28 protein-coding genes are annotated in these 26938 nt (G+C 72.4%); 15 read left to right on the top strand and 13 right to left on the bottom strand.

Translation table 11 applies throughout. The annotated features are described in order from the left end of the window. Positions 1–4: 4 nt before the first annotated feature. Both ACWGKQ_RS12420 and ACWGKQ_RS12415 read right to left on the bottom strand, forming a co-directional pair. Positions 5–1357, bottom strand: coding sequence for a nucleobase:cation symporter-2 family protein (locus tag ACWGKQ_RS12420; protein ID WP_453291851.1), 1353 nt, complete (start codon positions 1355–1357; stop codon positions 5–7). 120 nt (positions 1358–1477) lie between these two features. Beyond that, positions 1478–2821 carry an FAD-dependent oxidoreductase gene (locus tag ACWGKQ_RS12415; protein WP_453291850.1) on the bottom strand — a complete coding sequence of 448 codons (1344 nt, stop codon included), beginning with the start codon at positions 2819–2821 and terminating at the stop codon, positions 1478–1480. Positions 2822–3007: 186 nt separating this feature from the next. Between ACWGKQ_RS12415 and ACWGKQ_RS12410 the strand changes: the two genes are divergently transcribed. Beyond that, complete coding sequence (locus ACWGKQ_RS12410; protein WP_453291849.1) at positions 3008–3520, top strand: DUF6214 family protein; 513 nt, start codon at positions 3008–3010, stop codon at positions 3518–3520. Here the strand turns inward: ACWGKQ_RS12410 and ACWGKQ_RS12405 are convergent, their stop codons facing one another. The 5 genes from ACWGKQ_RS12405 to ACWGKQ_RS12385 form a co-directional block, all read right to left on the bottom strand. Next, positions 3521–4207, bottom strand: a complete 687-nt coding sequence (locus ACWGKQ_RS12405) for a TetR/AcrR family transcriptional regulator (RefSeq protein WP_453291848.1) — start codon at positions 4205–4207, stop codon at positions 3521–3523. It lies immediately after the preceding gene. Between the two features lie 136 nt (positions 4208–4343). After that, positions 4344–5066: an HAD family hydrolase gene (locus ACWGKQ_RS12400; protein WP_453291847.1), complete on the bottom strand. Its 723-nt coding sequence runs from the start codon at positions 5064–5066 to the stop codon at positions 4344–4346. A gap of 39 nt (positions 5067–5105) precedes the next feature. Beyond that, complete coding sequence (locus ACWGKQ_RS12395; protein WP_453291846.1) at positions 5106–5777, bottom strand: phosphatase PAP2 family protein; 672 nt, start codon at positions 5775–5777, stop codon at positions 5106–5108. 56 nt (positions 5778–5833) lie between these two features. Next, complete coding sequence (locus ACWGKQ_RS12390; protein WP_453291845.1) at positions 5834–6769, bottom strand: M56 family metallopeptidase; 936 nt, start codon at positions 6767–6769, stop codon at positions 5834–5836. 95 nt (positions 6770–6864) lie between these two features. After that, on the bottom strand, positions 6865–7428 hold the full coding sequence (locus tag ACWGKQ_RS12385; RefSeq protein WP_453291844.1) for a DUF5134 domain-containing protein: 564 nt from the start codon (positions 7426–7428) through the stop codon (positions 6865–6867). A 165-nt stretch (positions 7429–7593) separates the two neighbouring features. Here ACWGKQ_RS12385 and ACWGKQ_RS12380 point away from each other — a divergent pair, with 165 nt between their 5' ends. Together ACWGKQ_RS12380 and ACWGKQ_RS12375 are read left to right on the top strand one after the other, a co-directional pair. Then, positions 7594–9288: an FUSC family protein gene (locus ACWGKQ_RS12380; protein ID WP_453291843.1), complete on the top strand. Its 1695-nt coding sequence runs from the start codon at positions 7594–7596 to the stop codon at positions 9286–9288. Further along, on the top strand, positions 9285–9857 hold the full coding sequence (locus tag ACWGKQ_RS12375) for a MarR family winged helix-turn-helix transcriptional regulator (protein ID WP_453291842.1): 573 nt from the start codon (positions 9285–9287) through the stop codon (positions 9855–9857). Before ACWGKQ_RS12380 ends, ACWGKQ_RS12375 begins: the two co-directional genes overlap by 4 nt. A 103-nt stretch (positions 9858–9960) precedes the next feature. Here the strand turns inward: ACWGKQ_RS12375 and ACWGKQ_RS12370 are convergent, their stop codons facing one another. Beyond that, positions 9961–10359, bottom strand: a complete 399-nt coding sequence (locus tag ACWGKQ_RS12370) for a VOC family protein (RefSeq protein ID WP_453291841.1) — start codon at positions 10357–10359, stop codon at positions 9961–9963. 120 nt (positions 10360–10479) lie between these two features. On the opposite strand from ACWGKQ_RS12370, the gene ACWGKQ_RS12365 reads away from it, so the two are divergent. Beyond that, entirely contained in the window at positions 10480–11019 is a 540-nt protein-coding gene (locus tag ACWGKQ_RS12365) for a GNAT family N-acetyltransferase (RefSeq protein WP_453291840.1), read from the top strand. A gap of 15 nt (positions 11020–11034) precedes the next feature. Here the strand turns inward: ACWGKQ_RS12365 and ACWGKQ_RS12360 are convergent, their stop codons facing one another. After that, positions 11035–11718 carry a glycerophosphodiester phosphodiesterase gene (locus ACWGKQ_RS12360; protein WP_453291839.1) on the bottom strand — a complete coding sequence of 228 codons (684 nt, stop codon included), beginning with the start codon at positions 11716–11718 and terminating at the stop codon, positions 11035–11037. A 412-nt stretch (positions 11719–12130) separates the two neighbouring features. Between ACWGKQ_RS12360 and ACWGKQ_RS12355 the strand changes: the two genes are divergently transcribed. From ACWGKQ_RS12355 to ACWGKQ_RS12335, 5 genes are all read left to right on the top strand, one after another. After that, entirely contained in the window at positions 12131–13528 is a 1398-nt protein-coding gene (locus ACWGKQ_RS12355; protein ID WP_453291838.1) for a DUF6421 family protein, read from the top strand. Between the two features lie 41 nt (positions 13529–13569). Beyond that, positions 13570–14316: an SDR family NAD(P)-dependent oxidoreductase gene (locus ACWGKQ_RS12350; RefSeq protein ID WP_453291895.1), complete on the top strand. Its 747-nt coding sequence runs from the start codon at positions 13570–13572 to the stop codon at positions 14314–14316. Beyond that, positions 14313–15383, top strand: coding sequence for a threonine aldolase family protein (locus tag ACWGKQ_RS12345; RefSeq protein ID WP_453291837.1), 1071 nt, complete (start codon positions 14313–14315; stop codon positions 15381–15383). The genes ACWGKQ_RS12350 and ACWGKQ_RS12345 overlap by 4 nt, the downstream gene beginning before the upstream one ends. 166 nt (positions 15384–15549) lie before the next feature. Then, positions 15550–16143: a transglutaminase domain-containing protein gene (locus tag ACWGKQ_RS12340; RefSeq protein ID WP_453291836.1), complete on the top strand. Its 594-nt coding sequence runs from the start codon at positions 15550–15552 to the stop codon at positions 16141–16143. Between the two features lie 10 nt (positions 16144–16153). After that, positions 16154–16855: a B3/B4 domain-containing protein gene (locus tag ACWGKQ_RS12335; protein WP_453291835.1), complete on the top strand. Its 702-nt coding sequence runs from the start codon at positions 16154–16156 to the stop codon at positions 16853–16855. Between the two features lie 16 nt (positions 16856–16871). On the opposite strand, the gene ACWGKQ_RS12330 is transcribed toward ACWGKQ_RS12335, so the two are convergent. Together ACWGKQ_RS12330 and ACWGKQ_RS12325 are read right to left on the bottom strand one after the other, a co-directional pair. Beyond that, positions 16872–17600, bottom strand: a complete 729-nt coding sequence (locus ACWGKQ_RS12330; protein WP_217555290.1) for a lysophospholipid acyltransferase family protein — start codon at positions 17598–17600, stop codon at positions 16872–16874. Positions 17601–17788: 188 nt separating this feature from the next. Further along, positions 17789–18205, bottom strand: a complete 417-nt coding sequence (locus ACWGKQ_RS12325; protein WP_453291834.1) for a DUF4395 domain-containing protein — start codon at positions 18203–18205, stop codon at positions 17789–17791. A 105-nt stretch (positions 18206–18310) separates the two neighbouring features. Between ACWGKQ_RS12325 and ACWGKQ_RS12320 the strand changes: the two genes are divergently transcribed. The 4 genes from ACWGKQ_RS12320 (at position 18311) to ACWGKQ_RS12305 (ending at position 21487) form a co-directional block, all read left to right on the top strand. After that, positions 18311–18724: a TlpA family protein disulfide reductase gene (locus ACWGKQ_RS12320; protein WP_453291894.1), complete on the top strand. Its 414-nt coding sequence runs from the start codon at positions 18311–18313 to the stop codon at positions 18722–18724. Positions 18725–18932: 208 nt separating this feature from the next. Continuing rightward, positions 18933–19442, top strand: a complete 510-nt coding sequence (locus ACWGKQ_RS12315) for a flavin reductase family protein (protein WP_453291833.1) — start codon at positions 18933–18935, stop codon at positions 19440–19442. Positions 19443–19683: 241 nt separating this feature from the next. Further along, positions 19684–20472: an electron transfer flavoprotein subunit beta/FixA family protein gene (locus ACWGKQ_RS12310; protein WP_453291832.1), complete on the top strand. Its 789-nt coding sequence runs from the start codon at positions 19684–19686 to the stop codon at positions 20470–20472. A 52-nt stretch (positions 20473–20524) separates the two neighbouring features. Then, on the top strand, positions 20525–21487 hold the full coding sequence (locus ACWGKQ_RS12305) for an electron transfer flavoprotein subunit alpha/FixB family protein (protein WP_453291831.1): 963 nt from the start codon (positions 20525–20527) through the stop codon (positions 21485–21487). A 98-nt stretch (positions 21488–21585) separates the two neighbouring features. Here ACWGKQ_RS12305 and ACWGKQ_RS12300 read toward each other — a convergent pair whose 3' ends face one another. After that, positions 21586–22530 carry an endonuclease/exonuclease/phosphatase family protein gene (locus tag ACWGKQ_RS12300; protein WP_453291830.1) on the bottom strand — a complete coding sequence of 315 codons (945 nt, stop codon included), beginning with the start codon at positions 22528–22530 and terminating at the stop codon, positions 21586–21588. 195 nt (positions 22531–22725) lie between these two features. On the opposite strand from ACWGKQ_RS12300, the gene ACWGKQ_RS12295 reads away from it, so the two are divergent. Both ACWGKQ_RS12295 and ACWGKQ_RS12290 read left to right on the top strand, forming a co-directional pair. After that, positions 22726–24030: a DUF6986 family protein gene (locus ACWGKQ_RS12295; RefSeq protein WP_453291829.1), complete on the top strand. Its 1305-nt coding sequence runs from the start codon at positions 22726–22728 to the stop codon at positions 24028–24030. Positions 24031–24133: 103 nt separating this feature from the next. Then, the gene (locus ACWGKQ_RS12290; RefSeq protein ID WP_453291828.1) at positions 24134–26134 is read left to right on the top strand and encodes a protein kinase domain-containing protein; all 2001 of its coding nucleotides are present in this window, start codon (positions 24134–24136) and stop codon (positions 26132–26134) included. Here the strand turns inward: ACWGKQ_RS12290 and ACWGKQ_RS12285 are convergent. Continuing rightward, positions 26080–26877 (bottom strand): hypothetical protein, encoded by a 798-nt coding sequence (locus ACWGKQ_RS12285; RefSeq protein WP_453291827.1) that lies wholly within the window; start codon positions 26875–26877, stop codon positions 26080–26082. The genes ACWGKQ_RS12290 and ACWGKQ_RS12285 overlap by 55 nt on opposite strands. Between the last annotated feature and the right edge of the window lie 61 nt (positions 26878–26938).

Genomic DNA, 26938 nt, shown 5'->3' with positions numbered 1-26938 from the left:
CCGCTCAGGCGGATTCCGCTCCGCTGGGAACCGCCCCCGGCGCCGGATCCGCCTTCGCCGGCAGGTGGTTGAAGAGCAGGTTCAGGACGATCGCCGTCAGGCAGCCCGCGCTGATGCCGCTGTTCATCACCGTCTGGAACCAGTCCGGGAACTTCGCGTAGACCGTCGGCACGCCCACCGGCAGCATGCCGACCGCCACCGAGACGGCCACCACCGTCAGGTTGTTGTTGCCGTGGAAGTCGACGGCCGCCAGGGTCCTGAGGCCGCTCGCCGCGACCGTGCCGAACATCACCAGGCCCGCACCGCCCAGCACCGGAGCCGGGATCGCCGCGACCACCGCGCCCAGCTTGGGCAGCAGACCGAGCAGCACCAGGATGCCGCCGGCCGCCGCGACCACCCAGCGGCTGCGCACCCGGGTCATCCCGACCAGGCCCACGTTCTGCGCGAACGCCGTGTACGGGAAGGTGTTGAAGACACCGCCGAGGACGGTCGAGAGGCCGTCGGCACGCAGACCGTCGGCGAGCGAGCCCGGCTCGACCTTCCGGCCGGTCAGCTCGCCGACCGCGATCAGGTCACCCGTCGTCTCGGTCATCGTGACCAGGGCCACCACCAGCATGGAGACGATCGCCGAGGCCCTGAACGTCGGCGCCCCGAAGTGGAACGGCGTACTGATGCCCAGCCAGTCCGCGTCCCCGACCCCGCTGAAGTCCGTGAACCCGAAGGGGACCGCCACCGCCAGGCCCACCGCGATGCCGACCAGGACCGCGATCCGGGCGAGGTACGGGGGCGCGAACCGCTGGACGCCGAGCACCACCGCGAGCACGAAGGCCGCCAGCGCCAGGTTCTTCGGCTCCCCGAAGTCCTTCGCACCCGCGCCGCCCGCCGCCCAGTTGCCGGCGACCGGCAGCAGCGAGACCCCGATGATCAGGATCACCGTGCCCGTGACCAGCGGCGGGAAGAAGCGCAGCAGTCTGCCGAAGACGGGCGCGAGCAGCATGATCGCCAGGCCCGCCACGATCACCGAACCGTAGATCGCGGGGAGCCCGCCGCCCGTCGTACCGATGAGGACCATCGGCGAGACCGCCGCGAACGTGCAGCCCTGCATGATCGGCAGCCGGACGCCGAAGCGCCAGAAGCCGACGCACTGGATGAGCGTCGCGATGCCGCACACCAGCAGGTCGGCGGTGATCAGATACGCCAGGTCGGCGGGCGACAGCTTCATCGCGCCGCCCACGATCAGCGGAACGGCGACCGCGCCCGCGTACATCGCGAGCACGTGCTGGAGGCCGAACGCGGCCAACTGCCGTACGGGTGGGACCTCGTCGACGGGATGGACGGAGGCGCTGGTGGTGACCATGGGGACTCCAGAGCGGGGACGACATCCGGACAGCACGAGACGGTAAGCGGCTTGAACAGTTTGTTGATTTCCGACTCGTTGCCGATACGTGTCATGCCCACCTGATCGCGCGTGACTCCGCTACGACCCCGACCGCGCCGCCGCCAGCAGGGAGTTCCAGTCGGCCAGCTTGACCACGCCGCGGCCGAGCCGGGCGCCGAGCGCCGCCTCGGCCCGCTCGATCGCCTGCCAGCCCGTCCACGGCACCGGCTCGATGCCCGCAGCGCGCAGTGCGGCGACCGGATCCTCCGGCACCTGCTTGCGCAGCAGTGCGGGCGCGTCCGCCAGGAGGGAGGTCACCGTCTCCTTGGCGTCGGGCCGGTTGGTGCCGATGACGCCGGTCGGGCCGCGCTTGATCCACCCGGCCACGTAGTCGCCGGGTGTGCTGAAGCAACCGTGCAGGACACGGCCGCCCTCGTGGGGCACGGTCCCGGTCTCCTCGTCGAACGGCAGCCCGTCCAGCGGCACTCCGCGATAGCCCACCGAACGCAGCACCAACTGCGCCTCGACGGCCTCGTACTGCCCGGTGCCCCGCACCCTGCCGCGTGCGTCGATCTGCGTGCGCTCGAAGAGCACCGCGCCCACCCGCCCGCCGTCGGCGAGGAGTTCGACCGGGCGCAGGAAGAAACGCAGCCAGATGCTGCGCTCCGCACCCCGGCCGCCGGCGCCGCCCCAGTCGCGCAGCACCTCCACGTTGCGGCGCTGGGCGGCGGGCAGCCCGGAGGGGTCGGCGTAGGCCGGATCGAGCGCCAACTCGTCCGGATCCAACAGGACTTCGGTGCCCGGCAGACCGCCGAGCTCGCGCAGCTCCTTGGTGGTGAAGCGGGCCTGGGACGGGCCGCGTCGGCCCACCACGTGGACGTCCCTTATCCGGCTCGCCGCGAGCTCGGCCAGCGCCTCCTGCGGCATGTCGGTGGGGCTCAGCTCCGCGACTCCCCGGGCCAGCATCCGTGCCACGTCCACCGCGACGTTGCCGACCCCGATGACCACCGCCGACCGGGCGTCGCGCACGAACCCGGCGTCGATCGCGTCCGGGTGCGCGCTGTACCAGGACACGAACTCGGTCGCCGACCAGCTGCCCGGCAGCTCCTCGCCGGGAATCCCGAGCCGCCGGTCGGTGGCGGCGCCCACGCAGTACACCACCGCGTGGTACAGCTCCCGCAGCCGCTCCACCGGCAGGCCGCCCCTGCCCCCGATCCGGACCCCGCCGAGGAACCGCACCCGCTCGTGCTCGAGGACGGTGCGCAGGTTCCCCTGCAGTGACTTGATCTTCTCGTGGTCGGGGGCGACGCCGTACCGCACCAGACCGTACGGGCACGGCAACCGGTCCAGAACGTCCACACGGACCGTGGGGTCGAGCTGGACGAGGTTCTGGGCGGTGTAGCACCCGCTCGGCCCGGAGCCGACGACGGCGACACGCAACACGGGGGGACTCCTTGCCCGAGGGGCTGGTGTCTTCAGCATCCCACCGGCCCGGACGCCTCGACAGGGGCCGCTGGGGTGACGCGGACGCGTGTCCGGGGCCGTGAAGTGTGATCATGAGGTTACGTTGCGTATGTGCTAGAAGCATCGTTTCTTAATCTTTCTGATCGGCGCGCGGAGGACGGCACGGTGTCCGTGTCGCCGGCCTGGGAGGTACAGGAGCACACGGGAGCCACGTCGTGGTTCCAGGTCCGGCTGGCGTTCGAGGACGGCGCGCAGGTCGACGCCCTCGCCGTGGTGGCCGAGGGGCGGGTCTCCATCGAGGACGTCAAGGCGTGTCCCGCGCTCTCCCTGGCCGATCTGACGGTGCTCGCCGACTGGATCGAGGAGCCGCTCTGCCGGGCCTGCGGCATGGAGTCGTACGCGGACGACGAGCCCGAGGCGGCGGCCGAGGGCGGTGAGGCCGCAGCCTTGGCCGAGGGCGGTGAGCCCGGCGGCTCGCGGCGCGCCCGGCCCGCCTGGCCGCGCGGCATCGAGGGGAGATGGCTGGTCGCCCAGAAGTACCGGGCCGCGCAGGAGGAGGGCCTCGATCCGGTCCTCGCGGTGATGTGCGCGACCGGGCACAGCCGCCGGCGGTCGCTCCGGCTCATCGCCCAGGCGCGGGACGCGGGCTTCCTGACACCGCGTCACACCCGCCGCTGACTAACCGGGTCGGGGCCCGGATGCGGCCGGGGGCTCGGTGCGGTCCTCGGTCGCGAAGAACCGGGACAGGTCCTGCCGCCCGGGCGCCGGCGCGGACTCCGGGGGCAGGCCCAGTTTCAGGTCGAGCCCGTAGCGCTCGAACAGCTCCGCCCGCAGCGCCGGGATCGGCATCGGCACACCGGGCACCAGCGCCGCGTACACCGCCCCCATCAGCACGGCGCGCAGCATGGGGTAGTCGACGTCGACGTGGTGCGAGCCGTACCGGGCGACGGTGTCGCCCAGCAGTTCCGACAGCCGGCGCTGCTCGGGGCACTGCACGAAGCCCTCGCCCTGCAGCAGGCCGGCCATGTGCTGGCGCATCAGCACCGGCCGGTCGTGCGCGAGCCCGAGGATCGCGTCGATGGCCCGGGCCAGCCGCTCCCGCCCGTCCTCGGTGTGCGGCTCGTGCTCCAGCGCCTCCTCCAGCGTGCGGTGCATCAGCCGGTGCACGGCGGACTGGACCAGCTGGCGCTTGCCGGGGAAGTAGTACGACACCAGGCCGCGTGCGGACCCGGCCCGGTCCGCGATGGCACCCAGCGTGGTCGCCTCGAAACCGTGCTCGTCGACCAGCTCCACCGCGGCTTGCAGCAGCCGCTCGCGGGAACGCCTTCGCAATTCTTCATTGACCGAGGGGCTGCGCGGGGACATTCTGGAACTCCTGCGTTGACTGGCTGCCAGCCAACTATAATCGACGCAGTGGGCACCGCCCTGCGCGGGGCCGGTTCAGGGCTGCCGTCCGTCCGGGGCGACACGGGGGAGCGTCTCGGGCGGACGGCGCGACAGGTCAGGCCTGGGTGGGCGCGGCCGGTCGGCGGGTCGCGCCCACCAGGTCCAGGACCGGCAGCAGCGCGTCCGGCCGTTCGGCCACCGGCAGCGGGTCCACGAAGTGCACCCGGCAGCCGAGCGCCGCCGCCCCGCCGTCGGCGGGCCTGCTGTCCCCGACCATCAGCGTCCCGGCCGGCTCGGCCCCGAGCGCCTCGAGGGCGACCGTGAAGAGCCGCGGATCCGGCTTCTGGACACCGTGCTCGTACGACAGGACGTACGCGTCCACGTACGCGTCGAGCCCGTGCTCACGGAAGACCGGGCGCAGGTCCCAGCCGATGTTGCTGATCACGGCGACCGGGATCCCGTGCTCGCGCAGCGTGCGCAGGACCCGGACGGCGTCCGGGTACGGCTTCCAGGCGTCCGGGGTCATGTGCCGCTCGTACAGCGCGTCGTGCAGGGCCGGGTCCGGCAGCGCCACCCGCCGGGACAGGCCGGTGTACGCGGCCCGGTGCAGCTCCGCGCTCTCGTCCCGCACCGCCCACACCCCGGACAGCTCCTCGGGCAGTGCGGCCGGGGAGGCCCCGCCGGGCTGCGCCCCGGCCGTCTCCAGCGCTCGCGCCGTCTCCGCCAACTCGGCTTCGGAAAGCGGTATTTCGGCCTCGGCGAGCACCGCCCGCAACCAGGATTCGGCGGACTCGGCACGGAAGAGGGTCCCGGAGAAGTCGAAGAGAACGGCAGTCATGCGCCGGACTCTACCGACGGCCCGGTGCGACGCGGCGGGCTACGGGCGAGGGCTTCCCCGTCCGTCGCGCTCCCACTCGTACGCCAGTACCGCCAGTGCCACCACCAGGGCCCCGAGCAGCCAGCCGCCGAGCACGTCCGAGGGCCAGTGGACGCCGAGCCACACCCGGGTCACGCCCACGCCCACGACCGAGAGCCCGGCCGCGGCCAGGGCCGTACGCCATATCGCGCGACCGGTGCCGCAGCGGTGCAGCAGCCACAGCAGCAGGCCGCAGACCACCGTGGCCGTCATGGTGTGCCCGGAGGGGAAGGCGGCGTAGCGGGCGGAGTCGACCGGGTCGGGCCACACCGGGCGCGGGCGGCCGACGGCGGCCTTCAGGGACTGCTGGGCGACGGTCCCGAGCGCACAGGTCAGGGTCAGCCACAGGGCGGTCCACCACGCCGAGTGCCGCCACACCAGCCACACCGCCACCGCCGCGCACAGCAGGCGCATGGTCAGCGGGTCCCACACCCAGTCCGCCAGGATGCGCAGCACCTGCGTGGTGCTGTCGTCCGCCACGGCCCAGCGGTGGGTGGCGTCGGCGATGCCCTCGTCCACCGCGACCAGGGGCGGCCACTCGCCGGCCACGAGGGCGAGCAGCAGCGCCGAGGAGAGGGCGAGAACGGCGGTCGCGAGAAGCGGGGCAGGACGGTCGCTGACTGGGGGGCGCATGACGCGATCTTTGCCGAATCATTGCCCGCGGGGCAATTCCCCTGACGGGTACCGTCTCACCGGAGGGCGCGCAGGCTCGGTACGAGCGCCACCAGTACCGGGATCACCGGGACCAGGGCGGCCGTCGCGGTCAGCCGCAGCCGGTGCCGGGCGGGGAGCCGGTCCGGGGCGGTGAGCAACCGGTCCACCCGCTGCGGGACATGGGCGTGCGGGGCCGGTGCCGGGCCGAACACGCCCCGGTCCTCGTTGAGTTCGACCAGGGCGAGCGCAGTGGTGAGGCGGCCGTGGCGCCGGGAGGCCATGTCGTCGGCGGCCAGTTCGACCAGCCGGTGCATCTCGTCGCGGAACGCGGCGAACACCGGGATCTGCGGGAACCCGCCCGCCAGCGCGGCCGAGCAGTACAGCAGCCAGTCGTGCCGGGCCTGCGCGTGGCCCTGCTCATGGGCGAGTACCGCGTCCAGCTGACGCCCCTTCAGGCGGCGCAACGCGGCGGTGGTGACGACGAGTTGGGGTGCAGCCCCGGGCAGCCACCAGGCATCCGGGCGTTCCCCCTCCAGGACGACCAGCCGGCCGTCGGCCGGTTCCTCGCCGGGCAACAGCGGCGCGCGGAGCAGGAGTTCGGCCCGGCGCCGAGTGCGCCCGGACCTGGCCCGGACGATCTCCCGCACCAGCATCGCCCCGCTCCACAGCCCGGCGCAGGCGAGCGTGACCGCGGTCGCGGCCGCCCACGGGCCGGTCGTACCCAGCGCGTAGGCGTCCATCACCCCGCTCGGGGCGGTCGCGAACACCTGCCCGCGCACCGCCTGCCAGGCCGCCGCCGCGCTCAGCGTCATCGACAGCGCGCAGCACAGCAGTACGGTCGCCACCACGCACTGCCACACCCACAGGGCGACCACCGGTTCCCGGTCCGTCCAGTCGGCCCGGGCGAGGAACCGGGGGCCGACCGCGGCGGTCAAGGCGCCGAGCAGCAGCAGTGCCACGGGGACCATCATGGCCAGCACCCTATGAGCGGGGGGCCGCCGAGGGGTACAGCCCATTGCGCCAAAGTGACGCAAGCAACGTTTGCGCCGCGAGTGGCGTCACCTCCTCACAGCGCCAGCAGCATCGCCACCATCCCGATCCCCATCGACAGGCGGCAGGTCCGCGCGAGTTCGGGCCGGTCGCCCCACCTGACCGCGCCCGTCCTGACGGCCACCGCGCCTGTCCCGGCGGCGACCGCGCCCGGGACGAGCCGCGCGCCGGACAGCAGCACATAGCCGGTGAAGTACAGCAGCAACGGCCCGGTCACCAGCGGGACTCCGGCGCCGCCGTGATGGTGGGCGCCGGGGGAGGCCGCCATCGCCACCGCCATGTAGACCATCGCCGCCGCCCCCACCAGATGGTGCAGATGGTGCGGACTGCTGCGGGCGCTCCACAGGGCGCGCAGCGCGGCCGCGCCGAACACCGCCGCGTACAGCGGCCACGCCCACCCCGGCGGGGTGAACACCGTCGCGGGCACGGCCATGACGGCCATGCCGAACCCCATCAGCGCCTCGCCGCCCGCGGCGCGCCGCTGTTCCTCGACACTGCTGCGCATCCGCAGCAGACAGTAGGCCCCGGTCGCCGCACACAGCGCCACCAGCAGCCAGCCGGGCGAAGCCGGTCCGTGCACGGCGCACCTCCCCGCTCGACGTCGCGTCGATGGATGCGATGCCCCGGCCGCACGGCGCGCACGCGAGCGCAAGGATGTACACGGGGAGCATTCGCCGGAGCACGGTACGTGACCAGTGTCGTTCGGAAAAAATTTACTGGTAAAACACGTGCTAAATTGATGGGTATGAGCACCGCGACCCCTGCGACCACCCGCCGTCTGCCCCTCGCCGGCGCGCTGCGCCTCGGCCGCCCCGCCGACATCTGGTTCAAGCCCGCCGTGAGCGTGGTCGCCGCGGTCGCCCCGCCCAACCTGACCCTGCTGGCCCTCGGCCGCCTCGACCTGGCGATGTACACGATGGCCGGATCGCTGTGCGCCCTCTACGGCCACAACCGCCCCTATCCCGCCCGCGCCCGCACCCTGGCCCTGGTGGTCCTCGGCATGGTCGGCGGCCTCGCCCTCGCCCTCGTCGCCGCCTCGCTCACCACGAACGCGGTCGCCCTGGTCACCGTCGGCGCGCTGCTGGCCGCCGTCCAGAAGGTCCTCTGCGACGCCACCCGGGTCGGGCCGCCCGGAAACGTGGTCCTCACCTTCATCAGCTCCGCCTCCCTGTTCGCCCCGCAGACCCTCGGCCAGGTCCCCGGCCACGTCGGCCTCGCCCTGGCGGCGGGCGCCTGGGCCTGGCTGGTCGGCATGGCCCCCGGGCTGCTGCGCCCGCACGGCCCCGAACGCCGGGCCACCGCCCACGCCCTGAACGCCACCGCGGCCTACGCCGACACCCAGGGCACCCAGGGCACCCAGGGCAGCAACGGCACCGCCAGCACCGGCGACGGCCACGACAGGGCCCGGGCCGCCGCGGCCGCCGCCGTGCAGGCCGCCTGGCAGGCACTGCTCGCCACCGGCGCCCGCACCGACCGCACCCGACGCGCCCTCGAACACCTCGTCGTCCGCGCCGAGGTCGCCCTCGCCGCCCCCGCCGACGCCGACCCGCGGCTGCTCCGCGACTGGGCCCGGGTCCTGCGCGGCACCGGACGCGTCCCCCGGGTGGCCGGGGCCGACGACGACCTGCTCGGCTTCGACGCCGAACGCGCCGTACCGCAGCGCCCGCTGTGGCACCGGCTCGGCCCGCTCGCCCCCCTCGCCGCCCGTACCGTGCTCGGCTGCGCCCTGGCCGGCTACGCCTCCCTCGCCCTCGGCGTCGGCCGCCCCTACTGGGCGCTGGTCACCGCCGCCTCCCTCTACCAGGCCAACGTCACCCTCACCTGGAGCCGGGGCGTCCAGCGCGTCGTCGGCAACCTCCTCGGCGTCCTCGTCTTCGCCGCCGTCGTACCGCTCGCCCACCTGCACCCTGCCGTCCTGGTGCTCTGCTGCCTCGCCTTCAACTTCGGCGCCGAGGCGCTGATGAGCCGCAACTACTGGCTGGGCAGCGTCTGCGTCACCCCGATGGCCCTCCTCGTCACCGAGTTCGCCCGCACCCAGAACGCCGGACAGCTGATCACCGAGCGGGTCGTGGACACCCTGGTCGGCGCGCTCGTCGGCTTCGCAGCCGCCGCCGTCGTCACCAACCGCCGGGCCGGCGACGGCCTCGAACACGCCCTGACCGCCGTCGAGCGGGCCCGCGAACAGGCCGCCCGGCTGCTCGCCGAGCCGCAGCCGGCGCCGCGTGCCCTGGAGGCCGCCCGGCGCGCCCTGGCCGCCGCCCTGGCCGACCTGCGCGCCACGGCCGACGCCGCGTCCGGCGAGTGGTGGCAACGCGCACTGCCCCAGGAGCGGGTCGTGCTCGCCGAGCAGTCCGGACACCGTACGCTCGCCGCGACGGTACGACGCCAGGGAACGCACTCCTGGGACGGCGCGAGGACAACGGAGGACGTACGGCCATGACGGCGACGAGCGGACGACCGGCGGCCGGGAGCGAAGCGGGCAGAGGCACGGGCGAGGACGCGGGGCGGGTCGACACCGTCGCCGCCGTCGTCCGGCAGTGGCAGAGCGTCCATCCCGCGCTGGACACCGGGCCCATGGAGGTCATCGGCCGGATCAACCGCTGCGCCGCCCTGCTCCAGCAGGCCGAGGACGCCCCGCTGCGCCGGGCCGGCCTCAGCCGCCCCGAGTTCGACCTGCTCGGCGCGCTCCGCCGCACCGGCCACGAGCTGACGCCGAGCGAGCTCGCCAAGGAGACCTTCTCCTCCGGCGCCGCCGTCACCAAACGCCTCAAGCAGCTCACCGAGCGCGGCCTGGTCGAGCGGCGCGGCGACGCCCGTGACCGCAGGGTCGCCCACCTCCGCCTCACCGACGCGGGCCGCGACCTCGTCGACGGCCTCCTGCCCGAGCAACTCGCCTACGAGACGGCCGTGCTGTCCGTCCTCGCCCCCGAGGGCCAGGGCGAACTTGCGGGGCTCCTCGCGGAGTTGCTGGGCCGACTGGAGGGGAGGATGGGCGCGCTGCGGGCCTGACCGCCGGCCCGGCCCCCGTCCCCGCCCCCGCTGGAAGTGCCGCGATCTGCCGTCGGTCGACCGCGGCTTCGTCGTGGCTGGTCGCGCAGTTCCCGGCGCCCCTCTAGGGCGCTACGGTCGGCCGGTAGCGCAGCGGATGGTCGGCCGGCACCTCCACCAGCACGATCCTGATGCCGTCCGGATCGGCGATCCACATCTCGACCAGGCCCCACGGCTCCTTCACGGGCGGCCGCACGATCTCGACGCCGTGCGCCACCAGCTCCTCGTGTGCCGCCGCGACGTCCGCGACCTGCAACCACAACTGCACGGCTGGGGAAGGCGGGATGTCCGACCGCCCGGAGACCTCCAGGAACCCGCCGCCGAGGAAGTAGACCGTGCCGCGCTCGGCCCCCGTACCGAACTCACGGTAGACGTCGAGGCCGAGCCGCTCGCCGTAGAAGGCGCGGGACCGCTCGGGGTCGGTGGGGTGGATCAGCGTACGGCTGCTCAGTACATGCACCATGCAACCGGAGCGTAGTGGCAGGCCGCCCCGGGACGGGGTCGTGACCTGGGAATCCGGAGCCGCGCCGCGGGGATAGGCTCGGGTCCGGCTCAGTCGCGCTTGAGATCGGAGAACCCGCACATGGAGAACGCCGCCGTCGGATCGGCCTTCCGCGACGCCACCGACGCCGACGTGGACGTCCTGGTCGCGTTGATCGAGTCGGCCTACCGGGGCGACGCCAGCCGGGTCGGCTGGACCACCGAGGCGGACATCCTGGAGGGGCAGCGGACGGACCCGGAGGGCGTCCTCGAAGTGATCAAGGGGCCGGACGGCAAGCTGCTCGTCGTCGAGCGGGACGGCGCGGTCGTCGCCTGCTGCCAGCTCGAACACCGCGGCACCCACGCCTACTTCGGCATGTTCGCGGTGAGTCCCGCCCTCCAGGGCTCCGGCCTCGGCAAGGTCGTCATCGCCGAGGCGGAGCGCCAGGCACGCGAGGACTGGGGCGCCACGGAGATGCACATGACAGTGATCTCGGTACGCGACGACCTGATCGCCTGGTACGAGCGGCGCGGCTACCGCCGTACGGGAAGGATGACGCCGTTCCCGTACGGCGAGGAGCGTTTCGGCATTCCGCAGCGCGCCGATCTGCAGTTCGAGCTGCTGGTCAAGCCGCTGGTGTGAGGCGCGGGCCGGTGTTCACGCGGTGAAGCGGGCGGTGCGCTTGATCTCCGGGTAGTCGGTCGTCGCGCCGTCCAGCTGGAGCGCCCGCACCAGCCGCAGGTCGTCCTGGGTGTTCACCACCCAGCCGATCACCCGCAGGTCCGCCTTGCGGGCGTGCTCGACGACCTCCAGGGTCAGCCGGCGGATGTTCAGGCAGAGGGTCGCCGCCCCCGCCTCCTGGGCCCGCTCCACCACGTCGGTGCCGTAGCGGCTCGCGATCAGCGCGGTGCGCACCCCCGGCACCAGCCGGGCGATCTCGGCGACCGCCTCGTCGTGGAACGAGGACACCTCCACCCGGGACACCAGGTCCCGCCGCTGCATGACCTCGGCCAGTGCCCGGGCCGCGGCCACGTCCTTGATCTCGGCCTGCAACGGGGTCCGCACCGCGTCCAGGACCTCCTCGAACACCGGTACTCGCTCGCCCCGGCCGGCATCCAGCGCGCGCAGTTCCTCCAGGGTCTTGTCGGCGATCGCGCCGGTGCCGTCGGTCGTGCGGTCCACCTCCGCGTCGTGCATGACGACCAGGGCGCCGTCCTTGCTGAGGTGGAGATCGAGTTCGATCAGGTCGAGGCCGGCCTGCTGGGCGGCGACGAAGGAACGGAGGGTGTTCTCGGGCTCGACGCCCATGACTCCGCGGTGACCGATGGTAAGGAAGTTCAAGATTCAACTCGCTTCCGTCGACGGCGGCGGTGGGGCAGGCGCGCGAACCGTACGACGGACGTCGCTGTCCACGCGGCTGGGCGCAGCCTAATGGCCGCCCGTCGCGATGTACCCGTACGTACACGGGGGGATTGGTGCGCCGGGTGCGCGACGCCTGGCCCGTGCCCCGGTCGGCGGTCACCCGGGGGTGGGCGCGTCCCGCCGTGCGTTGACCGGCCGGATCCATGCGGTCCCCGGGAGCTGACGCTCCGTCACCGGCTGCGGTGAATGTGAGCGCCTTCACGGTTTCAGACAGGAAAAAGCGCGGTGAAGAAGGAGTGAGGCAGGATAATTTCCCGAGGGCCCCCTTGCTGGGAGAAAGCTCGTATGCATACGGTGTCCTTACGGAAGCTTCTCCCGTGGAGGATGGGACATGACGGAAATTCTTGTGCAGGTGGGTTCGGAGGAGCAGGTTCCTCCCGTGACCAGGGTGGTCGAGCACCCGGCGTGGCCCGTGCTCAAGGATGCCGTGGAGCAGATCCGGCCATGGCAGTCGAAGGACGGGTCCATCGACTTCGAGGCCGAGGGCACGCCCGCGCGGACCGACGCCGAGGCCGCCGTACGGCGTGTCGTCGAGGCGGTGGAGGAGCTGTCCCCGCTGCTCCCGCACGACACCGCCTACCACCGGGCGCTCGTGGCGGACCTGCGGCGCTGGGCCGACGGAGGATTCCAGGTGCCCGACTTCCTCGACTCGCTGCTGGCCTTCCAGCCCGCCGCGGGCCGCGCGCACGGGCTCGAGCACCTGGTCGTCTTCCCGATGTACACGCAGAACGGCAACCCGGACCGCAACCTGGAGGCGGTCGTGCTGCGCATGGTCTGGCCGGACTGGCTGGCCGAGCTGGAGCGCACCCGGTACGACAACCCGCTGTTCTGCGGTATCACCTTCGAGGACTTCACGGCCGGCTACGACACCAACTCCGCCGTCCTCTTCCCGGAGACCATCGCCGTGCGCGAGGCGCCGGAACGATTCTCCTGGGGCGGTATCTTCTGCGACCGCGAGGCCGCCCGGTTCCGCCGGGTCACCGACGCGGCCGTCGACATCCTCGGCCTGAACCTGCCCGAGGACATCGCGGCGATGGTCCACGACCAGAAGCGCTGCGAGGAGGCCTTCGTGCTGTGGGACATGGTCCACGACCGCACCCACAGCCACGGCGACCTGCCCTTCGACCCGTTCATGATCAAGCAGCGCCAGCCGTTCTGGATGTACGGCCTGGAGGAGCTGCGCTGCGACCTCACCGCCTTCAAGGAGGCCGTGAAGCTGGCGGCCGACGGCGTCCCGCAGGCCCGTGACGTGCAGTACGCGGTGCTCTTCGACCGCATGTTCCGCTTCCCGGTCACCGGCGACCGGGTCCGCAACTACGACGGGCTGGGCGGTCAGCTGCTCTTCGCCTACCTGCACAAGCACGACGTGGTCCGCTGGACCGACAACAAGCTCGCCATCGACTGGGAGCGCGCCCCGCAGGTCACCAACCAGCTGTGCGCCGAGATCGAGAAGCTGTACAAGGACGGCATCGACCGCCCGAAGCTCGTCCACTGGTTCGCCGGTTACGAGCTGGTCGCCACCTACCTCGCCCCGCACCCCGGCTCCAAGTGGGCCAAGGGTCCCGACGCCCTGGACCTGACCCTGCCGCCGCGCAAGCTCGTGGACGACGTGCTTCCGGACGAGTTTCCGCTGAGCATGTTCTACGAGGCCCTGTCCAAGAAACTGAAGAACGTGATCGCCGAGACCAAGGGCATCACGGCGGACAGCGCCGAGCCGGTCGCCGCGTGAGCGACGGGCTGCGGAACACGGCTCAAGAGGGGAACGACATGGTGGGCAACGGGGCTCTCAGAGGTGCGGTGATCGCGGTGGCCGGCGCGGGCGGACCCGCAGGGCGTGCGACGCTGATGCGGCTGGCCGAGGCCGGCGCGACCGTCGTCGGGGCGGACAACGACCCGCAGCGTCTGTCGGAGGCGGTGGACGCGGCCCGCTATGCCTCCGGCGGCGCGACCGTCACGGGTGACACGGTGGACCTGCTCGACCTCCAGTCCACCCGGGACTGGGCCACCCACATCGAGAAGGACTTCGGGCGCGTCGACGGTCTCGTGCACCTGGTGGGCGGCTGGCGCGGCAGTGAGACCTTCACCAAGACCAGCCTGGACGACTGGGACTTCCTGGAGCTGCTCCTCGTCAAGACCGTGCAGCACACCTCCCTCGCCTTCCACGAGGCGCTGCAGCGCAGCGAGCGCGGCCGGTACGTCCTGATCAGCGCCGCCGCCGCGAGCAAGCCCACCGCGGGCAACGCCGCGTACGCCGCGGGCAAGGCCGCCGCCGAGGCGTGGACGCTCGCCCTGGCCGACTACTTCCGCAAGGCCGGGGGGCCCGAGGGCCCGACCTCCGCCGCTGCCATCCTGGTGGTGAAGGCGTTGGTGCACGACGCGATGCGCGCCGAGCGGCCCAACGCGAAGTTCGCGGGCTTCACGGACGTCAAAGACCTGGCCGAGGCCATCGAGGGTGTCTGGAGCAAGACCGCCGCCGAAGTGAACGGAAACCGTCTGTGGCTGACCGAGAAGCCGTGAACCCTCCCAAGACCGACGCGCGTCGCCACCACGACCCGCAGGTCCGCGGTTTCGCCAGTGACAACTACGCCGGAGCCCACCCCGAGGTACTGGCCGCGCTGGCCCTCGCCAACGGGGGCCACCAGGTGGCGTACGGCGAGGACGAGTACACCGAGAACCTCCAGCGGATCGTCCGCAGTCACTTCGGGGCCACGGCGGAGGCCTTCCCGGTCTTCAACGGCACCGGTGCGAACGTCGTCGCGCTCCAGGCGGTCACCGACCGCTGGGGCGCGGTGATCTGCGCCGAGAGCGCCCACATCAACGTCGACGAGGGCGGCGCCCCCGAGCGCATGGGCGGCCTCAAGCTGCTCACCGTGCCCACCCCCGACGGCAAGCTCACCCCGGAGCTCATCGACCGGCAGGCGTACGGCTGGGACGACGAGCACCGCGCGATGCCGCAGGTGGTCTCGATCACCCAGAGCACCGAACTGGGCACCCTCTACACGCCGGACGAGATCCGCGCGATCTGCGAGCACGCCCACGCGCACGGAATGAAGGTGCACCTGGACGGCTCCCGGATAGCCAACGCGGCGGCCTCCCTGGACGTCCCGATGCGCACCTTCACCAACGCCGTCGGCGTCGACATCCTCTCCCTGGGCGGCACCAAGAACGGCGCCGTGTTCGGCGAGGCGGTCGTGGTGATCAACCAGGACGCCGTCAGCCACATGAAGCACCTGCGCAAGCTGTCCATGCAGCTCGCCTCCAAGATGCGCTTCGTGTCGGTGCAGCTGGAGGCCCTGCTCGCCAGGGACCTGTGGCTGCGCAACGCCCGGCACGCCAACGAGATGGCCCAGCGGCTCGCCGAGGGCGTCCGGGCCGTGCACGGGGTGGAGATCCTCCACCCGGTGCAGGCCAACGGCGTCTTCGCACGGCTCCCGCACGATGTGAGCCTGCGCCTGCAGAAGCGCTTCCGGTTCTACTTCTGGGACGAGGCGGCCGGGGACGTGCGCTGGATGTGCGCCTTCGACACGACCGAGGAGGACGTGGACGCGTTCGTGGCGGCGCTCAAGGAGGAGATGGCGCGCTGAGTGCTGCGCGGGGAGCGCCGTGATCTGCCGACCGCAGCTACGTCGTGGCTGGTCGCGCAGTTCCCCGCGCCCCTTACGGGCGCTGCAGAGCCGCCTGCCGCATAGATATGCGGTCACCTGAAAAGTCATTGACGCTCGGGTGGCCGCATTTCTATGCTCTGCGGCCATGGAGCTGATCCAGAACACCGCCGACCTGTCCGCCTACCTGGCCGCTGACGAGGTCATGGACCATCACCATCCCGTGGTCCGGGAAACGGCCGCCCGGCTGGCGGCGGGGGCGGAGGACTCGTACGGCTATGCGCGCGCCGCATATGAATTCGTGCGGGACGCCATCCCGCACTCCGCCGACGCCGACGACCCCCGGGTCACCTGGCGCGCCTCGGACGTGCTGGAGCAGCGCACCGGCATCTGCTATGCCAAGGCCCACGCCCTGGCCGCCCTGCTGCGGGCCGAGGACATCCCCGCGGCCCTGTGCTACCAGCGGCTGGCGGACGACGACGGTCACGGCCATGCCGTGCACGGACTGGTCGCCGTCCGCTTCCGCGGCGCCTGGCACCGGCAGGACCCGCGCGGCAACAAGCCAGGCGTGGACGCGCAGTTCTCCCTCGACGGCGAACGGCTGGCCTGGGTACCCGACCCGCAGTCCAATGAGATGGACTATCCGGTCCTGTACGCTGAACCTCACCCGGTCGTGCTCGGCGCGCTCAGAGCGGCGCCGGACCGCACGTACCTCTGGAAGACGCTCCCCATCGCACTCTGAGGCAACGCAGATGACTCTCACGCTCACCGTGTCCGACGAGGTGCGCGCCCTCGCGCCCGGCTTCACGCACCTCGTGATCGAGGCCCACGGCCTGGTCAACGGGCCCAGCACCGAGGCGAGTTCGGCGCTCCTCGACGACGCGGCCCACCGGCTGGCCGGACGCCTCGACGGGCGCGCCCCGCACGAGGACCCGCACATGGCCGCCTGGCGGGCGGCCTACACGGCCTTCGGCTCCAAGCCGTCCCGCACCCGCAACTCGGCCGAGGCACTGGCCAAGCGGGCCCTCGCGGACGGCGGTCTGCCCCGCATCAACCTGCTCGTGGACCTCTACAACGCGATCAGCGTCGCCCACCTGATCCCGGTCGGGGGCGAGGACCTCGACCTGATCCAGGGCGGGATGCGCCTCGTGCGTGCCACGGGGGAGGAGGACTTCGTGACCGTGGCCGGGGGCGAGGAGGCCGTCGAGCACCCCGACGCCGGCGAGGTCGTGTGGTGCGACGACGCCGGGGTCACCTGCCGCCGCTGGAACTGGCGCCAGGGCCCGCGCACCCGCCTCACCGAACGGACGACCTCGGCCGTCTTCCTGCTGGAGAGCCTGGCCCCGATGCCGGTGCCCGAGGTGGTCGCGGCGGGCGCCGAACTCGCCGAACTGCTGGAGAAGTTCAGCCCGGGCGCCCGCATCGAGGTGCGCGCGCCCGAGTCGGCGGGCTGAGGCCCGGGGCTGAGGCTCAGATCGCCTCGGCGGCCTTCAGCTGGTCCAGCGTGGGGGCCGTGCCGCCCAGGTGGGCCGGGAGCCACCAGGTGTCGGTCGCGTCCTTCGGGCGGGCCGGGTAGGCGCGCTGGGCGGCGTCCAGGAGCTCCTGGACGCGCTCGCGCAGCCGGCGGGTGATGGCGCCCGCGTACTGGTCGCGGGGGGCCTCCACAGGCTCGCCGACCCGGATGGTGACGGGCAGGTGGTTGCGCTTGAAGTTGCGCGGCTGGCCCTTGGTCCAGATGCGCTGGGTGCCCCACAGCGCCATCGGGACGAGCGGGACGCCGGCCTCCTGGGCGAGGCGCGCGGCGCCCGACTTGAAGCTCTTCAGCGTGAAGGACTGGGAGATGGTGGCCTCCGGGAAGACCCCCACGATCTCACCGGACTTCAGCGAGTCCAGCGCGTGCTGGTAGGCGGCCTCGCCCTGCTTGCGGTCCACCGGGATGTGCTTCATCCCGCGCATCAGCGGGCCGGAGATCCGGTGCCGGAACACCGACTCCTTCGCCATGAACCGCACCAGGCGCTTCTGCGGCAGCGCCGCCAGGCCGTCGAAGACGAAGTCCAGGTAGCTGATGTGATTGCTCACCAGCACGGCGCCGCCCGAGCGCGGGATGTTCTCCGAACCCTGGCAGTCGATCTTGAGGTCCCAGACCTTGAACAGCGTCTTGGCGAAACCGATGACGGGACGGTAGACCAGCTCTGCCATGGGCGGGACGGACCCTTTCTGCTCTGCCTGGGAAAGGGGCTCCCGGCGGGAAAGTTACGCAGCCGTAGGTTTACGGCGTCTCGCAGATCGTGCCCGAAGAACGGACGGGGAGCCAGCCCTGGTGCCCGGGCGCGGCGAGATTCTCGTCACGTTCTTCCCTTGATCCACCTCGCGCTTTTAACCCGCCTTTACTCCGGGTGCGCCGTCAACCGCCGGATGAGCAGGAACATCTCGCAGCCCAGGCAGTACCCGAATGCCGCATTGAGGAAGGCCGCGGCGAGCGCGGCCCCGGTCGCCGCCAGGCCCAACCAGGCGGGGCCCAGCGTGAATCCGACCAGACCGAGCCCCGCGAAGACCAGCCCCACCGCCTGTGCGAAACGCGGCGGCTCCGGCGGCTCGAACTCGGTCGGGGTACCGAGCCGCGGACGTACGGCCGTCCGGAACACCCAGCCGTACGGGGACCGGGTCACGCCACCGGCCGCGCCGAGCGCGAACGCCAGCGTCTGCCAGGCGAGGACCCAGGGGCTCCGGGTGATGAGTGCGGCGGCCAGTACGACCGTCGTCACGGCCGCGCCGAACCGCGGCCCACGTGCGTCGATGTCCATGAACCAAGGATTCCGCCCCGCGGGCCGGTAGGGGAGCCGGGAATCTTTGCAGTCTCGTGAACGCTTTTCCGGGTGTTGGGCCGTCTCGTGGATCCTTGTCCGGTGATGACCGGACTGGTGGTGTGCGCGGCGGTGCTCGCGGCGGCGAGCGTCTACGGAGTGCTGCACAGGCGGCGGAGCGGGAGGGTACGGGTGCGCGGGCGTGACGACGGCAAGCGGCTCGGGGCGGCCGAACTCGGCGGCGAACTGGGCGAACGGGCCACGCTGGTGCAGTTCTCCAGCGCCTTCTGCGCCCCCTGCCGGGCCACCCGGCGGGTGCTCGGCGAGGTCGCCGGGATGGTCCCCGGCGTGACCCATGTCGAGATCGACGCCGAGGCCCGCCTGGACCTCGTGCGCGAGCTGGAGATCCTCAAGACCCCCACCGTGCTGGTGCTCGACGCGGACGGCCGGGTGGTGCGCCGGGCCACCGGACAGCCCCGCAAGGCGGACGTCATCGCGGCGCTGGGAGAGGCGGTCTGACGGACATGCCGATGACGGTGAGGCACCTCCCATATGCCGGAACGTACTTGACTGGGCGCACCACCTATCGTCAGCCTGACCGTATGCCTCAGGAACTCCTTCTCTACGGGCGGGTCCACGTGGACCTGGCCCGCACCGCGAGCGCGCGCTGTCCGGGCTGTTGAGCAGCCACGGACCCCGACGCCGCCCCTCGCAGAAGGACAACTCCATGACGGCCACGCCCGACCTCGGCACCCCTCAGCTCGCCTCTCCCGACCTGCTCCGCTCCGCCTTCCGGCGGCACGCGGCCGGCGTGGCGGTGATCACCGCGCGCGGCGCCGACGGCCCGGTCGGCTTCACCGCCACCTCCCTCGTCTCCGTCTCCGCCGAGCCCCCGATGCTCTCCTTCGGCGTCGGCACGGGCGCCTCCAGCTGGCCCGCGATATCCACCGCCGAGCACATCGGCGTCCACATCCTCGGCGAGCACCAGGCGGAGCTCGCGGCCACCTTCGCGCGCAGCGGCGCCGACCGGTTCGGCGCGCCCACCAACTGGCGCGACGGCCATGAGGGTGTCCCGGTCCTCGACGACGTACTGGTGTGGCTGGTGTGCCGGATCGTCGCGCGCGTGCCGGCCGGCGACCACCGGATCGTGCTGGCCGAGGTGCTCCTCGGCGACCCCTCCCGCGCCGGGCGGCCGCTCCTGTACCACCAGGGCGGCTTCAACGGTCTGCGGGACTGATCACACGCGTCCCGTTCCGGGGATCACACCCCCCTCGTTCTGCGAACGCGTCGAGTTCCGGTTACGCTGCGTTGCGAAGGTCACAGTTCAAAGCGCTTGCTTAGCGGGCATGAACTGGCTGTACTGGTGAGTAATATTTCGTTCGGAGCGCGCGGCCGCCCCGACCGGGATGAGCCGCTTGAGGCGCCTATGCTGCCTGCAAGAGGCAGCCCAGAAAAGACGATGCAGTAGGAGAGCCGGCGTGAGCCTGAGGATCGTTGTCACTGTGAAGTACGTGCCCGACGCCACTGGCGACCGGCACTTCGCCGATGACCTGACCGTCGACCGTGACGACGTGGACGGTCTCCTCTCCGAGCTGGACGAGTACGCGGTCGAGCAGGCGCTGCAGATCTCGGAGAACTCGGACGACGACGTCGAGGTCACCGTGCTGACGGTGGGCCCCGAGGACGCCAAGGACGCGCTGCGCAAGGCGCTGTCGATGGGCGCGGACAGGGCGATCCACGTCGAGGACGACGACCTGCACGGCACCGACGCCATCGGCACCTCCCTGGTGCTGGCCAAGGCGATCGAGAAGGCCGGCTTCGACCTGGTGGTCTCCGGCATGGCCTCCACCGACGGCACCGCCGGTGTGGTCCCGGCCCTGCTCGCCGAGCGCCTGGGCGTCCCGCAGGTCACCCTGCTCTCCGAGGTCTCCGTCGAGGACGGTGTCGTGAAGGGCCGTCGTGACGGCGACGCCGCCAGCGAGCAGCTGGAGGCCTCCCTGCCGGCCGTGGTCTCGGTGACCGACCAGTCGGGTGAGGCGCGGTACCCGTCCTTCAAGGGCATCATGGCCGCCAAGAAGAAGCCGGTTCAGTCCTGGGACCTGTCCGACCTCGACATCGAGGCGGAGGAGGTCGGCCTGGAGGGTGCCTGGACCGCGGTCGAGAACGCCACCGCGCGTCCGGCCCGTACGGCGGGCACGATCGTCAAGGACGAGGGCGAGGGCGGCAAGCAGCTCGCCGAGTTCCTCGCGGGCCAGAAGTTCATCTGAGCCCAGCACTCGCTGACCGCCCCTCAACTTATCCAAGCAGGAGAGCATTCCCATGGCTGAAGTCCTCGTCTACGTCGACCACGTGGACGGTGCCGTCCGCAAGCCCACCCTGGAGCTGCTGACCCTGGCCCGCCGCATCGGCGAGCCCGTCGCCGTCGCGCTGGGAGGCGGCGCCGCCGACACCGCCGCCGCGCTGGCCGAGCACGGTGCGGTGAAGGTCCTCACCCACGACGCGTCCGAGTACGCCGACTACCTGGTCGTCCCGAAGGTCGACGCCCTCCAGGCCGCCGTCGAGGCCGTCTCCCCGGCCGCCGTCCTGGTCCCCTCCTCCGCCGAGGGCAAGGAGATCGCCGCCCGCCTGGCGCTGCGCATCGGCTCGGGCATCATCACCGACGCCGTCGACCTGGAGGCCGGTGACGAGGGTCCGGTGGCCACCCAGTCGGTGTTCGCCGCGTCCTTCACCACCAAGTCCCGCGTCGCCAAGGGCACCCCGGTCATCACGGTCAAGCCCAACAGCGCGGCCGTGGAGGCCGCCCCGGCCGCCGGTGCGGTCGAGGCGCTCGCGGTGACCTTCTCGGCGGCGGCCACCGGCACCAAGGTGACCGGCCGTACCGCGCGTGAGTCGACCGGGCGTCCGGAGCTGACCGAGGCCGCGATCGTGGTCTCCGGCGGCCGCGGCGTCAACGGCGCCGAGAACTTCGCGATCATCGAGGCCCTCGCGGACTCCCTCGGTGCCGCTGTCGGTGCCTCGCGTGCCGCCGTCGACGCCGGCTGGTACCCGCACACCAACCAGGTCGGCCAGACCGGCAAGAGCGTGTCCCCGCAGCTGTACATCGCCAACGGCATCTCGGGCGCGATCCAGCACCGCGCGGGCATGCAGACCTCGAAGACCATCGTGGCCGTCAACAAGGACGCCGAGGCCCCGATCTTCGAGCTGGTCGACTTCGGTGTGGTCGGCGACCTCTTCGACGTCGTCCCGCAGCTGACCGAGGAGGTCAAGGCGCGCAAGGGCTGATCCCCGCCGCCGGGCTGTCCGAGGCCCCCGGGACCGGTACGTACCGGTCCCGGGGGCCTCGTCGTGCCGTCGCGGGCTCAGTGCGTCCTGCGCTCAGTTCATCGCAGGCTCAGGGAGACCTGTACGGGCAGGTGGTCGCTGGGGAACTGGCCCTGCATCGAGAAGGTGTCCATCGTCGCCTGGTGCGTGGTCACACCCGGCGAGGTCAGGATCCAGTCGATACGGTCGCCGTCGGGCTTGAGGCGGTGGTACCCGTGGAAGGTCGCGTACTGGGGGCCGCGGTGCTGCGCCGCGTCCCAGGTGTCGACGAGCCCCGAGTCCACCAGGGTGTCGTAGGCCCGGTTCTTGTGGGCGTACGCGTTGAAGTCGCCGGTCACCACGACGGGCAGCCTCCGGTCGAACTCCGCGATCCGCTTCACCAGGAGTGTGGCGCTGCGCTCGCGGGCGTACTGGCTCTTCTGGTCGAAGTGGGTGTTGGCGACGTAGAACTCCCGTCCGTCGTCGGCGAGATCGCGGAAGCGGACCCAGGTGACGATACGGGGGAAGGCGGCGCCCCAGGTGTTGGAGCGGATGACCTCCGGGGTGTCGGACAGCCAGAAGGTGTAGTGCTCCACGGGGGCCAGGCGCCGGGTGTCGTAGTAGATGGCGGTCGATTCGTCCCGGCTGCCGCCCTCGCGGCCGGTGCCGATCCAGTCGTAGTGCGGTCCGAGGCCGGACTCGATGTCGAGCAGTTGCTGGTAGAGACCCTCCTGGGTGCCCATGACGTGGGGGTGCGCGCGGAGCAGCAGTTCGCGCATCACCGGCCGGCGGTCGGCCCAGCTGTTGGGTTCGGCGGTACTGGCGTACCGCAGGTTGAAGGTCATGACGTCGAGGCGGGGCGCCGGCCGGGACGGTGCCGCGCGGGCGGTGACCCGGCGGGCCCGCGAGACGGCGGAGGAGGCGGAGGACGTGGTGATCGCGGCACTGGAGAGGGGCACGGTGACCGCTGCGGCCAGTAAGGCCTGCAGTCCAACCCGGCGGGTGAGTCGGCGCTGGTTCGGCACGGCGGCTCCTTCAGGGGGCGCAAGCCGGAGGGGTGGGCGTTGAGCAGTGTGATACCCAGGTGTGTGATGAGCGTGAACATGCCCAGATGGGGGCGTGTCGCCCCGTGGACACGGTGTTGACCGCCCCGAAGACCCCCGGATACCTTCATTCAACGGATTGTTGATTCCGTACGGTGGAAAACAGGAGGGTGTGGGATGGGTCAGGGCCGGCAGGAGAAGGTGGCGACGAGCCTCGCGGGCGCCGTCAGCGAGGAGATCAGCGCCTCCCTCGCACCCGTCGACGCCGAACTGGAGCGCCGCTATCCGGGTGATCCCGGGACCCGCCAGCCCGTCCACACCGTGTACGTGCCCGGCGACGCCTTCACGGCCGGCACGATCCGCTCCTGGGGCGACCAGGCCCTCGCCGCCCTCGACGAACACGCCCCCGACGCCGCCGCGTTCGCCGCCGTCCTCGGCCTGCCCGACGACCTCGCCGAGCCCGTCCACTCCCGGGTCCGCGCCAAGCTGGAGCGCGAGCCGATTGAAGACCTGCGCATCGACTTCGAGGACGGCTACGGCCCCCGCCCCGACGCCGAGGAGGACGAGGCGGCCGCCCGCGCCGCCCGGCTGATCGCCGAGGCGTACGCCGAGGGCACGGCGGCGCCGTACATGGGCATCCGGATGAAGTGCATGGAGGCCGCGGTCCGCGACCGGGGCATCCGCACCCTCGACATCTTCCTCACCGGGCTGATCGCGGCCGGCGGACTGCCCGACGGGCTCGTGCTGACCCTGCCCAAGGTGACCTACCCCGAACAGGTCACCGCGATGGTCCGGCTCCTGGAGGCCTTCGAGAAGACGCACGGACTGGCGCCCGGCCGGATCGGGTTCGAGATCCAGATCGAGACCAGCCAGGCCATCCTCGCCACCGACGGCACCGCCACCGTCGCCCGGATGATCCAGGCCGCCGAAGGCCGCGCCACCGGACTGCACTACGGCACCTTCGACTACAGCGCCTGCCTCGGCGTCTCCGCCGCCTACCAGGTCGGCGACCATCCGGCCGCCGACCATGCCAAGGCGGTCATGCAGGTCGCCGCCGCCGGTACTGGCGTACGGGTGTCGGACGGCTCCACCAACGTCCTGCCGATCGGCCCGACGGCCCGGGTGCACGACGCCTGGCGACTGCACTACGGCCTCACCCGGCGCGCCCTGGCCCGCGCCTACTACCAGGGCTGGGACATGCACCCCGGCCACCTGCCGACCCGGTACGCGGCCGTGTTCGCCTTCTACCGCGAGGGCCTGGAGCAGGCGGCCGCCCGGCTCGCCCGGTACGCCAACCACGCCGGCGGCGACGTCATGGACGAGCCCGCCACCGCCAAGGCCCTCGGCGGCTACCTGCTGCGCGGCCTGGACTGCGGCGCCCTCGACAACGGCGAGGTGGCCCGGCTGACCGGTCTGACCCGGGGCGATCTGGAGGGCTTCGCGACGCCTCGGCGCGGCGATCTGACCGCCTCCGGCAAGTAGCGCGTACCGGTCAAGTCACAGCTTTTCCAGCCGACTTGAACCGACCCTGTCACTGACCCGTACTCTGGTGCGCCATTCGGGGACATGTCTCAGGAACGGGGCTGTGGTGTCGGGTTCGTACGGACAGGCTGACGGGACCGGTCGCCTGCTGGCAGGGCGCTACCGGGTCGTGGACCGGCTCGGGCGCGGTGGCATGGGCGTGGTGTGGCGCGCCGTCGACCACGTCCTCGGCCGCGAGGTCGCCGTCAAGGAACTGCGTGCCTACACCGACAGCGCCGGACCCGAACTGGCCGATCTGCGGCTGCGGATGCAGCGCGAGGCGCGGGCCGCCGCCCGGGTGCGCCACCCCGGAGTGGTCGTCGTACACGACATCGCCGAGGTCGACGGCCGGCCGCTGATCGTCATGGAACTGGTCGACGGCCCCTCCCTGGACGACGTGCTGCGCGAGCGCGGCGCGCTCGGGCCACAGGAGGCCGCCCGGGTCGGCGCCGAGGTCATGGACGCCCTGGCCGCCGCCCACCGGGTCGGCGTCCTGCACCGGGACGTCAAGCCCGGCAACATCCTCCTCGACCGCTCGGGGCGGGTCGTCCTCACCGACTTCGGCATCGCCACCATGGCGGATCCCGGCGACGGCTCCGCCACCCAGCTGACCGGCAGCGGCGAACTCGTCGGCTCCCTCGACTACTTGGCGCCCGAACGGGCCAAGGGCGCGGCTCCCGGCCCGGCCTCCGACGTCTGGGCGCTCGGTGCCGCACTGTACGCGGCCGTCGAGGGCGCCTCGCCCTTCCGCCGTACGTCCACCTTCTCGACGCTCACCGCGATCATCGACGAGCCCCTCCCGGAGCCCCGCCGGGCCGGCCCGCTCGCCCCCGTCCTCCGGCGCCTGATGGACAAGCGGCCCGACGCCCGCCCGGACGCCGAGGAGGCCTGCGGACTGCTGCGGGCCGTGGCGCGGGAACCGGTCGCGGACACTCCGACGACGGCTCTGCGGGAGCCCGCCCGACCGGGGACCGCGACCGGCGGAACCGGCGTGCCGGCGACGTCTCCGGGACGCGGACGCGTTCAGGCGGCCGACGAGGGGTCGGGCGACGGAGCGGACGAGGGGTCGGGCGACGGAGCGGACGAGGGGTCGGGCGACGGAGCGGACGAGGGGCCGGAGGAAGGGCCGCACGAGGGGCCGGAGTACGGGTCGGCCCAGGAGGCCGGTCAGGGGGCTGTGGAGGGACCTGTTCACGGGCTCGCTCAAGGCCTCGCTCAAGGGCTCGCCGAGGTGCCTGCTCCGGAGCCCGCCGGACAGCTCGCGCCAGTGCCCGCCGCCGGACTCGCCAAGGGACCCGGAACCCGGCGGCCAGGGCTCGTGGCCGCCGGAAGATTAGCCCCCGTGCCCCTGCCCGGCGCGCCCGACGGCCCGACGAGCCCCGACCGGCCGAACCGCACCCGCCGCCGGGTCCGGATGCTCGTCGTGGTGGCCGTCGCCGTCGTCCTCACGGGGACCGGGCTGACCGTCGCCCTGCGCGGCGACAGGGGACAGCCGGCGAAGACGGACGCGGGGCCGCCCGCCCCGACCGTGACCGGCGCCTCGGCGAGCGTCCGCGGCACCGGGGCCGGACGTACGGCCCACGCGGACCCTGTGGGACAGGGCGAGGAGACGGCCGCCGTACCGGCCGTCGGCCCCACGCACGCCGCCGGGGGCGAGCCGGCGGACCCGGCGGACCACGCCTCCACCACACCCTCGCCGGTGCATACCGCGGGCCCCGGCCCCTCCAGCACCGTCGGTGCGACCGCACCCGCCACGACCGATGCCCCCGCCACCCCCGCCCCGGTCTGCCAGTCCGTGGGCGACGGAACGTACACCTGCTGGGTCCGCAACGGCGGCGCCAAGTCCTACACCGCCGACGGCGTCAAGGCCGGCAAGGTCCGCCAGGGCCTCCACTCCTTCTACTGCCAGGCCGACCTGGGCCGCCGGGAGACCCACGGCAAGCGGACCAACGTCTGGTGGGCCGAGACCGACGACGACAAGGGCAACACCGGCGTGTACATCAGCGCCGTCTACATCAAGGGCGGCGTCAACGACGAGCCGGTCCCCGGACTTCCCGTCTGCTGAACACGGACGTACCGCTCCAGTCCCGACGCGACGGCCCACTTCCGCTCCGCGAACAGCCGGGTGCCCCGTCGGCACAGCGCGGAGTCGGCCCGCGCACGCGCGCAGAACTGCTCCGGTGTGACCCCGAACAGCTCTCTCAACTCGGCCGACTCCGCGAGGAGTTCGGTGAGGAGGGGGTGCTCGCCGGGATGCCGGCGGGGGGTGCCGGTGCCGTCGTGCAGTACGCCGTGGCGGTTGACGTAGGCGTGGACGCCGGGGAGCGTCGTGCCGTCCGCGAGCGTGACCCGTACGGCCGGGGCGGGCAGCCAGGCCCGGTGGAAGTTGCCGTTCGGCAGCGGTACGCCCTCGCTCGCGTCGATCACCTCCAGCTGTCGTCCGTCCAGCCAGAGGACGAACAACTCTTGTACCGCCGAGGGCGAGGCGACCGGGGACGCCGACACATAGCCGAGACGGCTGACGTGCGCGGAGACGCCCACGGCGAGGCCGGTCACCCGGGTGCGCACCATGGGGATCGGCCCGGCGGCACCGGACTCGGCCATCTTGTGCTGGAGTTGGGCGGGGGAGGCGTTGGAGCCGACCGCGAGCACCGGTACCCGCTCGTCGTCGTGCACCAGACGCTCCAGCGGCAGCAGCCGGTCACCGTCGAGGAGCCCGGAGTCGGCCGGCCAGACGCCGGGATAGGTCAGCGGATGATCACGCGGCGCCTCCCCGAGTCCCAACTCGGCGAGCGTACGGCCGGTCACGGGCGGCTCGGTTCGGCGACGGATCGGCCGGCAGCCGTACGGCCGGGCACCGCGGACGTCC

The sequence above is a fragment of the Streptomyces sp. NPDC054770 genome (assembly GCF_053611985.1).
This window is presented reverse-complemented; position numbering and strand designations above follow the sequence as displayed.